Consider the following 15,977-nt stretch of genomic DNA (forward strand, 5'->3'; position numbering starts at 1 on the left):
TTCATTCAACTATCCAACTTTCGCCATTGAAACAATTCAACAGTTCATAATCTTCATCCATTACAATAAAACAGGCCTTGTATTTTTCTTTCAGTAAGCCTAAACCGTTATGTAATCCAAGCATTTTGGCCGGGTATAGGCTACACATATTCATAGCAGTTTCAGGACTTAGTTTTACTTCGTTTATTAAATTTTTCAGGGCCTTGTGCATGGATAAGGCAGAACCGCTTAAAATACCATTGCTTTCATATTTATCGCCATTTAAATAATGCTGATAAGGCCCGGAGTGGGTAGTGGTAACAGCATCTGTTATGGCAAACAATCGATCTTGCATCAGTTTTTGTGCTATTTGTACGGCCTCAAAACGCACATGGTGGCCATCAGGAATAATAGACGACATTACCGTAGAGTGCAATAAGGAAGCACCTACCAAACCTGGCTCGCGGTGTGCCAACGGACTCATGGCATTGTATAAATGCGTTACCGTTGTAATGCCGTTATTAAAAGCAGCTGTTGCCTGCTGATAGGAGGCATTGCTGTGACCGGCTGATACAATAATACCGGCTTGAAGTAATTGCTGTATGATACTGCTGTCACAAACTTCTGGCGCTAATGTTATCATTTTAATAATGTCTTTTCCATAAGCCAATAATTCATCTACTTCTTCGAAAGTGGGTGAATGAATGAGTGCTTCAATATGCGCCCCTTTTTTTGCAGGATGAATCCATGGGCCTTCCAAATGCAATCCCAAACAACCTTTGCCGCCTTCTTTCCAATAGGCTCTTACCGCATCAATACAGGCATACATCACTTCTTTGGTATTGGTGGCTACGGTGGGTAAAAAGTGCAATGCACCCCCTTTGCTGCAATAATCGTACAATGCCCATAAACTTTCAGAAAAAGGATATACCGATAATAACTGTTCATGTGCTCCGTAAATCTGTGCATCTATGAAAGCAGGTGCAATGATGGGGTAGATGGTAGCATTTTCAGCCACATCAAAAGCTTCAATTTTGGTAATCATACCATCTGTAATGTGTATACAATGATGTTGTAACCACTGGCTTCCAGTAAAAATTTTTTTTGCGTAAATAACTTGCTGGTTACGCATGGTGAATGGTAAATGTGTCGGCATCAGCTAAAAATGGAAATTTTGCACGTACCTCCTGTAAAAAAATTGCATCTAAAACAATATTACCAATAGCCTCATGGCCGCTTTCGTGCCATATTATTTCACCCATCGGGTTTATGGCCATGCTATCGCCACTATGTGCAATGCCATTACCGTCAGCCCCTACCCTGTTCACGCCAATAACATAGCATTGGTTTTCAATAGCCCTTGCCACTAATAAGCTTTTCCATGCGTGTATTCTTTTTTCGGGCCAATTAGCTACATACAACATTACATCATATTCTGGTGGGTGGGTAGATTGTTGATGGGCCCAAACCGGGAAGCGTAAATCGTAACAAATTTGAAGATTGATTTTCCATCCATTTACAGAGGCAATCAATCTGCTGTTTCCCGGAGTATAATGTTCATTTTCGCCGGCATAGGCAAAACAATGGCGTTTGTCATATTTCCCCATTTGTCCGTTTGGCAACATCCATATTAACCGGTTATAAAAATGATTGTTTTCTGTAATAATCATACTGCCTGTTACAATGGTTTTTTTTGTTGCTGCCATACGTTTCATCCATTTAATCGTAGTGCCTTGCATGGTTTCTGCAAGCCGTTCAGGTTGCATACTAAAGCCTGTGCTAAACATTTCGGGAAGTACCACCAAATGGGTACCGTTGGGAACACGGTTTATTTTTTCTTCCAATTGTTTTAAGTTTTCGGAAATATTTTCCCAAACTAAATCGGTTTGAATAAGACTGATATGTAAGGCTGTCATAATCATGTTTTAACGAAAACGATACGCTAATTGTAAAGATGCATAGCGTTGCGGCAAATACTGGGTAATACACTCTTTGGTTTGGTATACAATTTCTACTTTACTCATCCAACGGGCTTTGGCAAAAACCATTCCCCAACTTTGCTGGTACATCCATTGTTCAGGTGTGCCTGCAATGGTAGTAGTTGTGTTGCTGCTACTGCCCTGTATGGTAGCATTGTATCCCTGCAGTGTTACCTGAGGATAAAAATACACAAACCATTCAAATGAATGAGTATTGTTGTTGGGCAATTGGCTAATATCTGCATCCCAAAGTGCACTATTTTCGTTGTGGTGGTAAATACCCCAAACCAACATCATTCCTAATTTGGCATTGGTGTATACATTGCCTGCATTGAGTTCAATTACAGGAACAATTTTGGCAGATTTCTTCTCAGCTAATGCCGGAATAAATGGGGTGTAACGTATTCCTGCATTCAATGTAAAGGGTACCTGCACCTGTTTATACCAATCATTCACCGGATATAATCCCAGCGTATGATGCAAGCCATTTTGAAAATTTTGGCCTAATGAGTTATTTCCGATAGTGCCCACTGCCACATTCCACTGTAAACCATATTTTTTTTGTAAACGGGTATGTTTGTATTGCACAAATAAATAACCACAATAAGGCCTGTCTACACTATCGGGATAATAAGTTAGTAACCTTGGGGTATACAAAGCCTGCCCCGCTTCAAAGCCATGTATAATAGTGGCTGTTTGGTTTTTGCCAGCCCTATTGTACTGAAAATACAATCCATTGGTATAATATTTATCATTGCTTTGCAACAGGTAAGCATCATTATCCGTAGTAAAAGAGAATGACTGATGAAAGCTGTTTGTTGATGCCTCCTGCGAATAGGCGGCAGTTATCCAGCAACAGCAAATACCTATCCACCAAAAATATTTCATGCAGTTTTTGTTTGTTCTTTTAACAATTGTATTTGCTGTGCAATGAGTGCAGGCTCATATCCTTTTTGTTGTAAATAGACCCGTGTTTTGGCCATTTTGGCAAAGTAATGATCACCCTGAAGGCTTTGCCATTTTTTTGAAACCAACTCCTGCAGTGTTTGCCGGTATTGGGTTTCATCAATGGAAGCAAGTGCTTTTTTAATATTATAGGCACTTACTTTTTTTTGTTTTAGTTCAAATTCAATTTTTTTACGCCCCCATTTTTTTTGTCTGAAATGGCCGCCTGCAAATAAAATAGCAAAACGACTTTCGTTTAAATAGTTTTCTTCAATTAAACCGGTCATTATTTTTTCTATATCGGTTGTATACAGTCCAAGGCCATACAATTTTTGTTTTACCTCATCATGGCTGCGTTCGCGATAGGCACAATAATGCTTTACTTTTTGAAGGGCCTGTTCCGGTGTAAGTTTTTGCTGCATGCTGTTCATTTCTGCTTTGCTGTTCAAAACTAAATCATTCAAATTGGAATAGCCGCAATTATGTTAATAACCGGAAATAATTTCTGTATGAAATATTAACAAATTACAGTAGGTTTGTTGCCATTACAAAATTGAGAAAAATATGAAGTTTATTGTATCCTCATCCTCCCTTTTAAAGCAATTGCAACATATAAGCGGGGTAATTAGCGCCAATACCGTATTGCCCATTCTGGAAGATTTTTTGTTTGAAATAGAAGGGAAAAAACTGCATGTAGTAGCCACTGATTTGGAAACTTTAATGCGGGTGCAATTAGAAGTAGAAAGTAAAACCAACGGAAAAGTCTGCATTCCTGCTAAAATTTTAATGGATACATTAAAAAATATTGCTGACCAGCCACTCACTTTTGATATTGATAAAAATTATGCAGTTGAAATTACCAGCGATAATGGCAAGTATAAAGTAATGGGCGAAAATCCGGATAATTTTCCCAAAGAGCCGGTGGCAGATGATGCTACTGCCTTTACAATGACCAGTAGCGCCTTAGTTACTGCCATTAATAAAACCCTGTTTGCAGTTAGTAATGATGATTTAAGGCCGGCTATGACGGGTGTTTTTTTTGAATTAGGTTCAGAATCAGTTCAGTTAGTAGCTACAGATGCTCACCGATTGGTAAAATATAAACGTACCGACGCCAAAGCATCTGCCGATGATTCCTTTATTGTTCCCAAAAAACCATTGAACTTATTGAAAAATGCGTTGCCGGATAATGAAGATGAAATTAGCCTGAGTTATAACAGCAGCCATTTATTTGTAAGTCATGGACAAATACAAATGACCTGCCGCTTAATTGATGCACGTTTCCCCGATTATAAAGTGGTGATTCCTGTTGATAATCCATATAAACTGATTGTTAACAAGGCCGATTTTCAGAATGCGTTGCGCAGGGTGAGTGTATTCTCCAACAAAAGTACCAATCAGGTAGCCCTCACCATTAGCAGTAATGAGTTGCATTTAATTGCCCAGGATGTTGATTTTAGTTTTGAAGGCAATGAAAGAATGGCTTGCCAGTTTGATGGAGGCGATTTACAAATTGCTTTTAATGCACGGTTTATGATTGAGATGCTGAATGCTGCCGATACTACCGAAGTGGTCATAGAATTATCTACCCCCACCAAAGCAGGTATTATTAAACCATCTGAACAGGCCGAAAATGAAGAATTGGTGATGTTGGTAATGCCATTGATGCTGAATAATTAAACCTTCTTACATTTTTTCTAATATACAGCCCCGCCAACTGCGGGGTTTGTTTTTTATACAATTGCAATTTTTTGTAAATTGGGTACAATTGTTTGCCATTATGATAGAAAACCTCATTGAACATTTTCAAACACTTGACCGGCATCCGGTAGAGCGGATGGTGATTTTAGTGGCCGGTTTATTGTTTTTCTGGATTTGGGAAGGTGCTATACCCTTGGTGCCCCTTCACTACAAAAAAAATAAAGTACACCATGCCGGCGTAAATTTTGCATTTACAGTTATTCATTTAATCATTCATACCTTCTTAGCTGTTTTTATTATTGAACTAAGCGATTGGTGCGCAGCCAGAGGTTTTGGTTTGGTATATTGGGTACATGCAGGAATTTGGGGAACCATTTTAATTTCATTTTTGGTATTGGATTTTTTTGGCGGATGGCTGGTGCATATTACACAACATAAAGTTGCGTTTCTCTGGCGTTTTCATGTGGTGCATCATGCCGATAATAATGTAGATGTTACCACCGGCTTACGCCACCATCCTGTTGAAAGTGTATTGCGTGGCTTGTTTTTCTTTTTGGGAATTGCAGCCAGTGGCGCACCCATGTATGCGGTGATGATTTTTCAAACCATATTGGTAGCCGATACCGCATTTACACATGCAAATTTACGGTTGCCCGGATGGTTAGATAAGGGTATGAGTTATGTACTCGTTTCGCCCAATATGCACAAAGTACACCACCATTGGCAGCAGCCGTATACCGATAGTAATTATGGTGCCATAATTTCTATTTGGGATCGGTTATTGGGCACATTTAAAAATTTGGCCCCAAATAAAATTAAATATGGGTTAGATAAATATTATCCCAATCAAAAAGATGAAGATTTTATGCAGCTCCTAAAACAACCTTTTCAAAAAATTAAAGAGTAGTTTTCTAAATCTGCCATCTTTGTAAAAAAAATTGCATGAAGATTGTTGCACTAATCCCTGCCCGTTATGCTGCTACCCGTTATCCTGCCAAATTAATGCAGTTGCTGGGCAATAAAAGCGTCATTCGCCATACTTACGACAATACTGTTGAAACCCAGTTGTTTGATGAAGTTTGGGTAGTAACAGACAGTTCTGCTATTCATAATGAAATTGTAGCGCACGGAGGAAATGCCATGATGAGCAAAAAAAATCATGAAAGTGGCAGTGATCGGATAGCCGAAGCTGCAGAACAATTGGATGCAGATATTATTGTAAATGTGCAGGGCGATGAACCCTTTGTTCAAAAAGAACCCTTGCAAAAATTATTGAATGTTTTTACTGATCCACAAGTGCAGGTTGCCTCTTTAATGCAGGTTTTGCAAGATGAAAAACTGATTGCTGACCCCAATTATGTAAAAGTGGTTGTTGATAAAAACAATAATGCTTTATTTTTTAGTCGTAGTGTTATTCCTTATAGAAGAGATACTGCCACAACGCCGGTTTATTATGAGCATATTGGTGTTTATGCATTTAAAAAGCAATTGTTACTCAATTTTACAAACTGGCCCATTACTCCGCTGGAAGCTGCCGAAAAAATTGAATGTCTGCGTTACTTAGAAAATGGCGTGCCCATTAAAATGGTGGTTACGGAATATATGGGTGTTGAAATTGATACACCGGATGATTTGGAAAAAGCAGGTAAATTATTACAAGAGAAAAAAGATAATTAATCAGCACGCTCCACTATTTTTTTTACAACTATTACATAAGTGGTTTTGATTGTTTATTTTAACCGGTAAAATATTAATCCAAAAGATTATAACACTTAAAACAACAACTTATGAACGACTTTTCTTTTGCTTTATTTGACACCATTGCATTTGCTTATTTGGCCATTATTTTATTAGTGCTGATAGCACAATGGAAGATTTTTGAAAAGGCCGGACAACCTGGATGGGCTTGCATTATTCCCATTTACAATTTTATTGTTTTAATGCGGGTAATTGGTAAACCCTGGTGGTGGTTGCTGCTAATGCTGATTCCTGTTGTAAACATTGTATTTGCCATTTGGTCGGTAAACCTGCTTTCTAAAAGTTTTGGAAAAGAAGAAGGCTTTACAATTGGCTTATTGATATTGCCATTCATCTTTTATCCTATTCTGGCATTTGGTGATGCTACTTATAAAGGCCCTGCGGGGAATAATTATGTAGCCCTGACGTAAGCATTTCATAACCAATCAAACCTTTACCTGACATGCCTGCGCTGTAAATGATACAGGGCAGGCTTTTTTATATCGCTTCTAATTAATTTAACCTAAGCTTACATACCTTTACGCAGTATTTATACATTAATTTTGTTTGAACTTTTCGTTAAAGCTATTGTTAATACAATTCCTGTGAATGTGCCTTCAAAATAAGCAAGAATTTTGCTATGCATCTCATGTTTAAAACTGTGTTCATGAAAAAAAATTTACTATTCTATGCAATGGTATGCATCATTAATAGTTCGGTATTTGGGCAGTTGAAATTGTATGGCGAAAATTTTCGTCCTCAGTTTCATTTTACGCCTGAACATAATTGGATGAATGATCCTAACGGATTGGTATTTTACAAAGGGCAATACCATTTATTTTATCAATATAATCCCTTTGCCAATGTGTGGGGGCACATGTCATGGGGCCATGCCGTGAGTAAAGATTTAATTCATTGGAAGCAATTGCCTGTTGCATTAGAGGAAGAAAACGGCATCATGATATTTTCCGGTTCTGCAGTAGCTGATGTTGAGAATACCAGTGGTTTTGGCTCAAAAGCCAACCCACCTTTGGTGGCTATTTATACCGGAAGTACCGATATGTTGCAAACACAAAATTTGGCTTATAGCATCGATAATGGATTACAATGGAAGAAATACAATGCCAATCCGGTGCTGAATGAAAACAAAAAAGATTTTAGAGATCCCAATGTATTTTGGTATGCACCGGAAAAACAATGGGTAATGAGTTTGTCTTATCCAGTTACACATCAAATTGCATTTTATGGCTCAGCCAATTTAAGAGACTGGAAGCAACTGGGAGTTTTTGGTCCGGCAGGCGATACTTCCGGGGTTTGGGAATGCCCCGATTTAATGAAAGTGCCCGTAATGGGGCAACCGGGAATGTATAAATGGGTGCTTTTCACTTCGCAAAATGCAGGCATGCAATATTTTGTAGGCAATTTTAATGGTAAAAATTTTGTAAGCGAAAATCCGAAATCAAAAATTTTAAAACCCGATTTTGGTACCGATTATTATGCGGCCATAGTCTATCATTCCAATCCCTTGGGAAAGCCCGTCAGCATAGGTTGGGTGAACAACTGGAATTATGCCAACGAAATTCCAACCTATCCCTGGAAAGGTACCGCAGCATTACCCAGAACTTTACAACTTAAAAAAATAAACGATGGTTGGCAGTTAATTCAAACCCCGGTGCCTGCTTTGCAATTATTACGAAAACAATCGGTGGTTTATTCCGTTAAAAACCTCACTAAAAAATCAGATACCCTCTCTTTTAAAGGAAATGTTTGGGAGGGTGAATTTATAATGCAACCGGCAGCAACCGGCGAAACCGGCATTCAATTGGCAGTTGGTAACGGACTGGGGATGACGATTGGTTATAATTCAGTTACAAAACAGGTATTTATTAACAGAAGTAATACACCCGATTATTTTAGTGCAGCATTTGCAGCAAGACCGGTTTCTGCAGCCCCTGTTCGTTTAGTGAATAATGAATTGAAATGGCAGGTGTTTTTTGATAAAAGTATTGTTGAAGTATTTGTAAATAATGGCGAACAGGTTTTTACAGTTCAGGTATTTCCAGGAGAAGAAAACAATGCCTTAACCATTTATAGTACCGGCGAAGGTGCTGTTTTTAAACGCATTACTATTTGGCCCATGAAATCAATTTGGTAATATTTTTCAAGCGCAGATGATATCTTTGTACAGCTTTCGGGTTGCAAATGATGGCACCGGCTTAACCCCGTAAAGCATTATAAGTATGCAATTCAGAAATTTTAAAATGATTGGCTATGTGGTATATGGCCGTGGTAGTTTTAATCAGTTAGATGAAATTTTAGCACCGCAACGTAAAGGTGATGCCCCAATGGTATTTTTAGTGGATCATTTTTTTAAAGATAAACCCTTGGTGAACCGAATACCGGTAAGAGGAAAAGATAGAGTGATATTTGTAGATGTTACCCATGAGCCAAAAACAACGCAGGTAGATGCGCTGGCTCAACAATTAAAAAATGAATTTGGTACCATTAGCGGGGTAATAGGAATAGGTGGTGGCAGTACCATGGACTTAGCAAAGGCGGTATCGTTAATGATGACCAATCCCGGATCGTCAGCAGATTATCAAGGATGGGATTTGGTAAAATTCCCCGGCGTTTATAAAGCAGGTATTCCTACACTTAGCGGTACTGGTGCCGAAGTTTCCAGAACAACAGTATTAACCGGCCCCACCCGTAAATTGGGAATGAATTCTGATTTTACTCCGTTTGATCAAATAGTACTTGATCCGGAACTAATAAAAGACACTCCGGTTAATCAACGCTTTTATACAGGAATGGATTGTTACATACATTGTATAGAAAGTTTACAGGGTACTTATTTGAATGATTTTAGTAAAAGTTACGGCGAAAAAGCCTTGCAACTTTGCCAAAAAGTTTTTTTAGAAAAAGAGGTGTGGGATGATGAAAGCGATAACCAGTTAATGATGGCCTCTTATGCCGGTGGCATGAGTATTGCTTATTCGCAAGTGGGTGTAGCACATGCCGTAAGTTATGGTTTAAGTTATTTGTTAGGAACAAAACATGGTATTGGTAATTGTATTGTAATGAACCATTTGGAAGAATATTATCCGGAAGGAGTTGCTGAGTTTAAGCAGATGGTTGAAAAAAACAAAGTTGAAATTCCAACCGGTATTTGCAAAGGCCTTACCGATGCACAGTTGGAAACCATGATGGACGTATCAATGGGAATGAAACCTCTGTGGGAAAACGCACTGGGTAAAGACTGGGAAAAAATTATGACCAGAGATAAGCTAAGGAAACTCTACGAAAAATTATAAATTCAACCAACAAAAAGGCAATACCGTTACGTGTATTGTCTTTTCAATTTTATTTTATTGTTTATTAATTTGTTACTTTTATTCAAGTACTGTAACTACATCTTCTTTTTTATCTGTGATTGTTCCAATTACTTCGGCATATAAATGATGAGATTGCAATAATTGTTGCACATCAGACAGGCCTTCTGCTGCAACAGCAATTAACAAACCGCCATTGGTTTGTGGGTCCGGTAGAATAATGGCAGCTTCATCCTGATTAATTTGATTAGAAAAATGAATTTTATGTCCATAACTATCCCAGTTTCTTTTAGTGCCGCCGGGTATGGTTTTCATGGCTATATATTCTTTTGCTTTACTTAACACCGGAACCTTACTGTAATACAATTCTGCAGAAAGATTACTTCCTTCACACATTTCTACCAAATGCCCCAGCAGGCCAAAGCCGGTTACATCGGTCATCGCATGAACTGCGGTAAATGCACCTAAATCTTCTCCTGCTTTATTCAATTGTGTAAGCTGCCGTATCATTAACTGTAAATCCGGTTCCGTTAAAAGATTTCTTTTTTGAGCTGTAGAGAGTAAACCAATACCCAAAGGTTTGGTTAATAATAAAACATCACCTTTTTGTGCAGTGCTGTTTTTTTTCAAATGCTCAATAGCTATCAATCCATTTACGGCCAAACCAAAAATTGGTTCGGGGTTGTCTATGCTGTGTCCACCGGCCAATGGAATACCGGCTTCTTTACAAATGGCTCTGGCACCTTCTATTACCTGTTGTGCAACACTGGCAGGTATTTTATCAACCGGCCATCCTAAAATAGCAATAGCCAAAACAGGTTTTCCGCCCATGGCATATACATCGCTAATGGCATTGGCGCCTGCAATTTTTCCAAATGCAAAAGCATCATCAACGATGGGCATAAAAAAATCGGTGGTACTAATCAATGCGGTACCGTTACCCAGGTCATATGCCGCTGCATCATCTTTTTGATGATTGCCTACCAGTAATTTTTGATTGTCTGGTGCCGTTACGTTCAATTGCAGAATTTGATCCAACACCTGCGGTGCTATTTTGCAGCCACAGCCTGCACCATGCGAATATGCGGTTAATTTAACGAAAATACTATCAGCCATCCTGTTTTGTTTTTAGTAGTGTAGTTAGTAAATAAGTATTGTTGCTTGCATTGGTAGATGGGGCATCTAACTTTGTAACCATCTGCTCAACATGCGCTCTGTTATACAATCCTTTGGTATAGGCTTTATCATAATACTGCAATAAAATAGCAAAACAATCTTTTATATTGTCTTCCAGTAAAAAATTGATAGCGTTTTTGGTAGCCAAACCGCCTAACCTTTTTTTAATACGTAGAATGGCATTTACAATTTTTTCTTTTGGGGCTGAGCCATAGGTTAACATTATTTCATCCAGTCTTGCTTCAAAAGGAATATTGAAAAAATAAACAGGCGCATGGCGCATTTGTTCAAAAAAAGACAGGGGTATGTTTATATTTCCAATGCGTTGACTTTCATCTTCCAGCCAAATGGTAGCATTGTGTTTTACTGCCTTTGTTTGTAATTGATACAATTGCGTTGCTAAATTATTTTCAAACATTTCCTGTGTGGGTTGTGCAGGGGTATCGAGCCCGCCAAATGCAGAGCCTTTGTGCCGGGCCAGTCCCTCCAAGTCAATAACCGGATATTGTTGTTTGGCTAATTGCTGTAATATTTTTGTTTTGCCACTGCCTGTATAACCACCAATAACGCGTAATACATATTTTTTTTCAAACTGATGCAACACCCATTGCCGGTAGGCCTTGTATCCACCCTGCAATGTATATACCTGAAAGCCATATAAATTCAACAGCCATGCTACACCTGCACTGCGCATGCCGCCACGCCAGCAATGCACTAAAACAGTTGATTGAATGTTATTATTTGTTTTCAAGATGTTTTCAACCGTTTCAATCATGGGCACCATTTTTTGTGCAAAAAATGGTAGTGCCGTTTTAATAGCCTGCTGTTTGTTAATTTGTTTATAGTGGGTACCTACAATAGTCCTTTCTTCGTTAGTAAAAAGCGGCAACGAAAATGCTTGTGGAATATGCGCATGTTCAAACTCTGCCGGACTTCTCACATCAAACACCGGATATTGTTGCGCTAATGATAAAAATGCATCGATATGTATTGTTTCAATAGCCATTGCCTGCAAATGTACAAGCATTGAGCATCATTGCTTAGCCGGGATGAATTAAAATTGAATATACTTGCATGAGCGGTGGGCAGGTGGTTGTAAGGTGCAGGGAACTGTATACATCTCCTTTTTGCAGTCAAATTAAAATTAGAGATTAGGTGCCTGTTTTACTATAAAAGCAAATGGTGTTTTCACAAATACATTTCCGCAGCCTATAACTTTTCCTGAATAACCCTTAAATTGATATATGGAAAACATAAATTCGTATTTTGTGAAAGATAATTTTAAGCTGAGTTCAACAAAACAGTGCAATTCCTGTCTATCGAAATTTAAAGAATGTTGAAATTAAAAAAAGTGATCACCAATGAAAACTTTTTGCCTCCTGCAAAACGCAATAAAAAATTAAATCAATAATGACGTTAATCCTATACATATTCCTTCCCGTTCTTGCGATACTAATCATCGTAAACATCGTGCTCACCCTCAGGGCAGGTAAGCAAACTGCAGGTAATGAATTACACGAAATCAAAATTTTTATTGGAAATATGATTTCCAATTTGAAAGACACCGAGAAAAACCTGAAAGATGAATTTGTTACCAATCGAAGAGAAAGTGCAGAAACAGCGAGAGATTTAAGAGGCGAAATTGGCGAGCAACTCAACAAATTCACGCAAACCTTTTCAGAGCAATTCGGCAACCTGACCAAATCCAACGAAGAAAAGTTAGAAGTTATCCGCAAAACTTTTGAAGAAAAATTAGTTGCCTTTCAAAAAAGCATAGACAGTAACAGCAAGGAAAGCAGAACGGAACTAAAAGAAAATCTGGATGTGTTTAAGCGGGAATTAAACGATGCTTTAAAAGATTACAAAGAACGATTAAAAGAACAGTTTACAGCATTTGAAAGAAGTCAGCAAACACAAAACGCCGCTAACAGCGAAAAAATTTCTGAACTCAAATCTTCTTTAGAAACATCGGTAAAAACCATGCAGGAAGGCAATGAGAAAAAATTGGAAGAAATGCGCAAAACCGTTGATGAGAAACTCAATGAAACTTTGGAAAAACGACTTGGTGAATCCTTCAAACAGGTGAGCGACAGATTAGAAGCCGTTCACAAAGGTTTGGGCGAAATGCAAACCCTGGCTGTAAGTGTGGGCGATTTGAAAAAAGTGATGAGTAATGTAAAATCGCGAGGTGTTTTGGGAGAATACCAATTACAGAACATCATTGAAGATTTATTAACGAATGAGCAGTATGAGAAGAATGTAAAAACAAAATCAGGAAGCGGTGCTGTAGTAGAATTTGCTATTAAGATGCCCCACGGCAACAATTTAGAGAAAACACTTTGGTTGCCAATAGATTCAAAATTTCCGAAAGAAGATTATGAAGCATTGGTGGATGCTTATGAAAAAGGGGATGCTGAAAAAATTGATGAATACCGAAAGGCTTTTATCAATGGAATTAAAAAGAACGCAAAAGACATCAAAGAAAAATACATTGACCCACCGAATACAACCGAATATGGCATTATGTTTTTACCTTATGAAAGCTTATTTGGTGAAGTTTTAAGGGTTCCCGGACTTTTTGAGCAGTTGCAAAAAGATTATAAAATTACCATAACAGGCCCAACAACTTTAAGTGCTTTACTCAATAGCTTGCAAATGGGCTTTAGAACTTTGGCCATTGAAAAACGCAGCAGCGAAGTTTGGGACTTGCTGGGTGCAGTGAAAACCGAGTTTGGGCAGTTTGGTGATGTATTAGCCAAAACCAAAAAGAAACTCATTGAAGCTACGAATGTGATTGATACATCTGAAGTACGCACCAGAGCCATTGAGCGTAGGCTAAGAAATGTACAGGAATTGCCTGCCGGTGAATCGAAAATTATTTTAGATACCAATGAGGATGCAATAGATGATGTTGCATCTTAAATGCTATTGAAGCATATGTTAGTATGCCTTTAGGGTATGATGTAAATTGCCAGCACAAAATAACACTTATTAAATTATTAAAAAACCCCAGCTAATTACCAGATGCGGGTTTTTTGAAAATATTTACGTGTTTTATCGGTTCATACTGGCTAAAAACTCTTCATTGTTTTTGGTGCCGCGCATTCTTTTTAATAATTCCGTCATGGCTTCTTCGGTATTCATATCATTCAGGAACAGACGAAGAATGTTCATCCGTTGCAAGGTTTCTTTATCCAACAGCAAATCATCGCGGCGAGTGGAAGAACCCACCAAATCAATAGCCGGGTAAATACGGCGGTTAGCTAATTTGCGATCTAATACCAATTCCATATTACCGGTTCCTTTAAATTCTTCAAAAATTACTTCATCCATTTTGCTGCCGGTATCAATTAAAGCGGTTGCCAGAATGGTGAGTGAACCACCATGTTCAATTTTACGGGCTGCACCAAAAAATTGTTTGGGTTTTTGCATGGCATTGGCTTCCACACCACCACTCAATACTTTACCGCTGGAAGGTGCAACGGTATTGTGTGCCCTTGCCAAACGGGTAATACTATCCAACAAAATCACTACATCATGGCCACATTCTACCAATCGTTTTGCTTTTTGAAGGGCAATGGTAGAAACTTTTACATGTTTTTCTGCAGGCTCATCAAATGTTGAGGCAATTACTTCTGCCCGCACACTGCGTTCCATATCGGTAACCTCTTCAGGCCTTTCATCAATTAAAACCACCATTAAATAACATTCCGGATGGTTGGCGGCTATGGCATTGGCCACGGCCTTTAACAACATGGTTTTACCCACTTTAGGTTGTGCCACAATTAAACCACGCTGGCCTTTACCAATGGGCGTAAATAAATCCATGATGCGGGTGCTGTAATCGTTGGCAGAAGTAAATAAGTTTAATTTTTCGAAAGGGAATAAAGGGGTAAGATAATCAAAAGGCACACGGTCTCTTACTTCGTCAGGACGCTTGCCGTTAATGGCATCTACTTTCAATAGTGCAAAATACTTCTCTCCTTCTTTAGGCGGACGAACGGAACCGGAAACCGTATCGCCGGTTTTTAAACCAAATAATTTTATTTGAGAAGGGGAAACATACACATCATCGGGTGAGCTTAGATAATTATAATCGCTGCTCCTTAAAAAGCCATAGCCATCGGGCATCATTTCTAATACACCTTCTCCACCAATTACACCATCAAACTCAATATTAAAGACCTGCTGACGCTGATGTGGCCGCTGATGTGGTACCGAAGGTTCGGTTTGCGGATTTTGATTTTCTTCCGAATTTTCTTTTGCTTCTTCACTGCTTTCTGTTCTGGCAGTATTGTCGTTGGTATTTTTTGGAGCCGGGTGATGGTGTTCCCTTGCTGCTTTTTTCTCTCTTGCTGCTTTTTCTTCAGTAGCCTGCAACATTTGTTGTGCCAATAAAGCCGTTTTCTCATCTAAGCTGCCGGGTTCCTGTACTTTTTCAACAAGTGCTTCTTCCGTTTTTTTGGATTTGCGATGACGCATAATGGGCCTGTTACTGCCTGCATTGCCTGTTTCTTCAGTTTCGGGTTCGTCCTGCATTACAATAGCTTCTTCAGTAGTATTGCCGGTGGTGGCTTTTACCGTTGCAGCTTTTTTGGGTTTGCCGGTTGATTTTTTTGCAACCTTTTTATCTTGTTTTTCACTCGCTTCCACAGCCTGACTGTCCAGAATCTTATAAATCAAATCCTGTTTATCTAATTTTTTGGCGTTGGTAATTTTTAAATTTTCGGCAATGTCCAGTAGTTCTGGAACCAGCATGTCGTTCAGTTGTAAGATGTCGTACATAGAATGTGTTAAATAGAAAAATTTTCTTTAGCGTTCTCGATGTGTTTTTTAATAATGCAATTGAGACTTGAAAATGATTGGTATTTGCGGAAAAGAGGTAAACTGATATGTCTGCGGGATTGGCGTTCGTGTCAAACCAGTTTGTTTCCGCTGCAATGTTACTGTAAAATGTTCAAAATAAAGAAATATTTCTTTGAAACAGGTATAAAAATAGTGAATTATCATAAAAAGCAGGCCGGATTTTGTTTGAAATTGCAGGTGTAAAGCCATTTTCATTGCCATGAATGGCTGTATCTTTGCAGCCCTGTATTTTTCCGTATACGAATCATTTAAAAGCAGCCAA

At 38.5% G+C, this 15,977-nt stretch carries 14 protein-coding genes; 7 read left to right on the forward strand and 7 right to left on the reverse strand.

What is annotated here, in order from left to right:
• Position 1: 1 nt before the first annotated feature.
• From nagA to AC3QLY_RS03070, 4 genes are read right to left on the reverse strand one after another with little or no spacing between them, the layout of a single operon-like run.
• On the reverse strand, positions 2 to 1,135 hold the full coding sequence (gene nagA / locus AC3QLY_RS03055) for an N-acetylglucosamine-6-phosphate deacetylase (RefSeq protein ID WP_228733184.1): 1,134 nt from the start codon (positions 1,133 to 1,135) through the stop codon (positions 2 to 4).
• Positions 1,104 to 1,895 (reverse strand): amidohydrolase, encoded by a 792-nt coding sequence (locus AC3QLY_RS03060; protein ID WP_074419876.1) that lies wholly within the window; start codon positions 1,893 to 1,895, stop codon positions 1,104 to 1,106. Before AC3QLY_RS03060 ends, nagA begins: the two co-directional genes overlap by 32 nt.
• 9 nt (positions 1,896 to 1,904) lie before the next feature.
• Entirely contained in the window at positions 1,905 to 2,846 is a 942-nt protein-coding gene (locus tag AC3QLY_RS03065) for a lipid A-modifier LpxR family protein (RefSeq protein ID WP_074419877.1), read from the reverse strand.
• Positions 2,843 to 3,325, reverse strand: a complete 483-nt coding sequence (locus AC3QLY_RS03070) for a regulatory protein RecX (RefSeq protein ID WP_228733185.1) — start codon at positions 3,323 to 3,325, stop codon at positions 2,843 to 2,845. The genes AC3QLY_RS03065 and AC3QLY_RS03070 overlap by 4 nt, the downstream gene beginning before the upstream one ends.
• A 142-nt stretch (positions 3,326 to 3,467) precedes the next feature.
• On the opposite strand from AC3QLY_RS03070, the gene dnaN reads away from it, so the two are divergent.
• The 6 genes from dnaN (at position 3,468) to AC3QLY_RS03100 (ending at position 9,655) form a co-directional block, all read left to right on the forward strand.
• Positions 3,468 to 4,583 carry a DNA polymerase III subunit beta gene (gene dnaN, locus AC3QLY_RS03075; RefSeq protein ID WP_074419878.1) on the forward strand — a complete coding sequence of 372 codons (1,116 nt, stop codon included), beginning with the start codon at positions 3,468 to 3,470 and terminating at the stop codon, positions 4,581 to 4,583.
• Positions 4,584 to 4,683: 100 nt separating this feature from the next.
• Entirely contained in the window at positions 4,684 to 5,511 is an 828-nt protein-coding gene (locus tag AC3QLY_RS03080) for a sterol desaturase family protein (protein ID WP_081301272.1), read from the forward strand.
• A 35-nt stretch (positions 5,512 to 5,546) separates the two neighbouring features.
• Positions 5,547 to 6,281, forward strand: a complete 735-nt coding sequence (kdsB, locus tag AC3QLY_RS03085) for a 3-deoxy-manno-octulosonate cytidylyltransferase (protein WP_074419879.1) — start codon at positions 5,547 to 5,549, stop codon at positions 6,279 to 6,281.
• Between the two features lie 110 nt (positions 6,282 to 6,391).
• On the forward strand, positions 6,392 to 6,772 hold the full coding sequence (locus AC3QLY_RS03090; RefSeq protein ID WP_074419880.1) for a DUF5684 domain-containing protein: 381 nt from the start codon (positions 6,392 to 6,394) through the stop codon (positions 6,770 to 6,772).
• Positions 6,773 to 7,008: 236 nt separating this feature from the next.
• The gene (locus AC3QLY_RS03095; protein WP_074419881.1) at positions 7,009 to 8,496 is read left to right on the forward strand and encodes a glycoside hydrolase family 32 protein; all 1,488 of its coding nucleotides are present in this window, start codon (positions 7,009 to 7,011) and stop codon (positions 8,494 to 8,496) included.
• Between the two features lie 85 nt (positions 8,497 to 8,581).
• Entirely contained in the window at positions 8,582 to 9,655 is a 1,074-nt protein-coding gene (locus tag AC3QLY_RS03100; protein WP_074419882.1) for an iron-containing alcohol dehydrogenase family protein, read from the forward strand.
• Between the two features lie 78 nt (positions 9,656 to 9,733).
• Here the strand turns inward: AC3QLY_RS03100 and selD are convergent, their stop codons facing one another.
• Positions 9,734 to 10,789, reverse strand: a complete 1,056-nt coding sequence (selD, locus tag AC3QLY_RS03105; protein WP_074419883.1) for a selenide, water dikinase SelD — start codon at positions 10,787 to 10,789, stop codon at positions 9,734 to 9,736.
• Complete coding sequence (mnmH, locus tag AC3QLY_RS03110; protein WP_074419884.1) at positions 10,782 to 11,876, reverse strand: tRNA 2-selenouridine(34) synthase MnmH; 1,095 nt, start codon at positions 11,874 to 11,876, stop codon at positions 10,782 to 10,784. The genes selD and mnmH overlap by 8 nt, the downstream gene beginning before the upstream one ends.
• A 383-nt stretch (positions 11,877 to 12,259) precedes the next feature.
• On the opposite strand from mnmH, the gene AC3QLY_RS03115 reads away from it, so the two are divergent.
• On the forward strand, positions 12,260 to 13,771 hold the full coding sequence (locus AC3QLY_RS03115) for a DNA recombination protein RmuC (RefSeq protein ID WP_074419885.1): 1,512 nt from the start codon (positions 12,260 to 12,262) through the stop codon (positions 13,769 to 13,771).
• Between the two features lie 132 nt (positions 13,772 to 13,903).
• On the opposite strand, the gene rho is transcribed toward AC3QLY_RS03115, so the two are convergent.
• A complete protein-coding gene (gene rho / locus AC3QLY_RS03120) occupies positions 13,904 to 15,634 on the reverse strand; it encodes a transcription termination factor Rho (RefSeq protein WP_074419886.1) in 1,731 nt (576 codons plus the stop codon).
• Between the last annotated feature and the right edge of the window lie 343 nt (positions 15,635 to 15,977).

The organism is Hydrotalea sp. GW822-HT8A01, from assembly GCF_058798575.1.

Bases quoted from the DNA above. Each gene is read 5' to 3' on its own strand.
- AC3QLY_RS03115 (WP_074419885.1), top strand. From the start codon at position 12,260: ATGACGTTAATCCTATACATATTCCTTCCCGTTCTTGCGATACTAATC.
- selD (WP_074419883.1), bottom strand. From the start codon at position 10,789: ATGGCTGATAGTATTTTCGTTAAATTAACCGCATATTCGCATGGTGCA.
- dnaN (WP_074419878.1), top strand. From the start codon at position 3,468: ATGAAGTTTATTGTATCCTCATCCTCCCTTTTAAAGCAATTGCAACAT.
- AC3QLY_RS03095 (WP_074419881.1), top strand. From the start codon at position 7,009: ATGAAAAAAAATTTACTATTCTATGCAATGGTATGCATCATTAATAGT.
- rho (WP_074419886.1), bottom strand. From the start codon at position 15,634: ATGTACGACATCTTACAACTGAACGACATGCTGGTTCCAGAACTACTG.
- AC3QLY_RS03080 (WP_081301272.1), top strand. From the start codon at position 4,684: ATGATAGAAAACCTCATTGAACATTTTCAAACACTTGACCGGCATCCG.
- AC3QLY_RS03090 (WP_074419880.1), top strand. From the start codon at position 6,392: ATGAACGACTTTTCTTTTGCTTTATTTGACACCATTGCATTTGCTTAT.
- AC3QLY_RS03060 (WP_074419876.1), bottom strand. From the start codon at position 1,895: ATGACAGCCTTACATATCAGTCTTATTCAAACCGATTTAGTTTGGGAA.
- AC3QLY_RS03100 (WP_074419882.1), top strand. From the start codon at position 8,582: ATGCAATTCAGAAATTTTAAAATGATTGGCTATGTGGTATATGGCCGT.
- kdsB (WP_074419879.1), top strand. From the start codon at position 5,547: ATGAAGATTGTTGCACTAATCCCTGCCCGTTATGCTGCTACCCGTTAT.
- AC3QLY_RS03065 (WP_074419877.1), bottom strand. From the start codon at position 2,846: ATGAAATATTTTTGGTGGATAGGTATTTGCTGTTGCTGGATAACTGCC.
- mnmH (WP_074419884.1), bottom strand. From the start codon at position 11,876: ATGCTTGTACATTTGCAGGCAATGGCTATTGAAACAATACATATCGAT.
- nagA (WP_228733184.1), bottom strand. From the start codon at position 1,135: ATGCCGACACATTTACCATTCACCATGCGTAACCAGCAAGTTATTTAC.
- AC3QLY_RS03070 (WP_228733185.1), bottom strand. From the start codon at position 3,325: ATGCAGCAAAAACTTACACCGGAACAGGCCCTTCAAAAAGTAAAGCAT.